Source organism: Pseudanabaena biceps PCC 7429 (genome assembly GCF_000332215.1).
Lineage (GTDB): Bacteria > Cyanobacteriota > Cyanobacteriia > Pseudanabaenales > Pseudanabaenaceae > Pseudanabaena > Pseudanabaena biceps.
Genome location: NZ_ALWB01000428.1, coordinates 1 through 1,064 on the forward strand (window position 1 = coordinate 1; position 1,064 = coordinate 1,064).

Annotated in this window: 2 pseudogenes; both read right to left on the reverse strand. The window is 44.6% G+C overall.

Going from position 1 to position 1,064, the window contains the following annotated elements:
• Positions 1-632, reverse strand: a pseudogene (locus tag PSE7429_RS27470) (IS256 family transposase); the annotation flags it as partial.
• A 110-nt stretch (positions 633-742) separates the two neighbouring features.
• A pseudogene (locus PSE7429_RS27835) lies at positions 743-921 on the reverse strand (NF041680 family putative transposase); the annotation flags it as partial.
• Positions 922-1,064: the final 143 nt, after the last annotated feature.

Here is a 1,064-nt window from a genome sequence, read left to right on the forward strand (position 1 = left end):
CAAGTGCCTTAGGAAACCCAGTCAAACCATCAACACAAGCAATCAAGATATCTTTGACCCCACGGTTGTGAATTTCGGTGAGTACAGATAACCAGAATTTTGCACCCTCATTCGGGGAAATCCACATACCCAGTAATTCCTTGTACCCGTCCATATTCACCGCCAAGGCAAAGTACAGTGATTTATTGATCACTCGGCCATTGTCTCGAACTTTGATCACCAGACAGTCCAGAAATACGATCGGATAAACCGCATCAAGGGGACGGTAGGGCGCATTGCTTGACTTCATCAATTACCTCATCAGTGACATTGGAAATAAGCGTTGGTGATACTTCGACCCCATACATTTCTTGCAACTGGGCTTGGATATCCCTGACACTCATACCTCGCGCATACAAGGCAATGATCTTCTCGTCTAATCCTGACAGTCGATTTTGTCCTTTCTTGACCAGTTGTGGTTCAAACTCTCCTTGCCGATCGCGGGGGACTACGATTTCGGCTACACCAAAGTCGCCTTGGACTTTTTTCTGGCTATAGCCGTTACGACTGTTGCTTTGTCCTTCTGGTTTCGATTCATGCTTCTTGTACCCTAGATGGGTCGATAATTCTGCTTCCAAGGCTCGCTCCACTACTGGAGTTTAGACTAAGTTGATTAAGCTAATCAGAAAAAGAGCAGGAAAAAGTAACCCAGAGAATGGAGAACTGGGCAAATCCAAGAGAATGAAAAGGAGAATATTTAGGATTAGGAATTAAGGATGTCTTTGTTGACCTTTTTGGGACGAGAAGCGCGTTTTTTGATGATAGGAAAGCGAGGATAAGGATCGCGCTTGCGCCCAGATTCCAACCAAGAGACTTACCACGAGGTTTCGGAGAACAAGCAGGAGAGCCGATCCTGACTAAAAGTGCGGCAAAGCCCTGACTGGAGTTTAGACTAAGTTGATTAAGCTAATCAGAAAAGAGCAGGAAAAGTAACCCAGAGAATGGAGAACTGGGCAAATCCAAGAGAATGAAAAGGAGAATATTTAGGATTAGGAATTAAGGATGTCTTTGTTGACCTTTTGGGA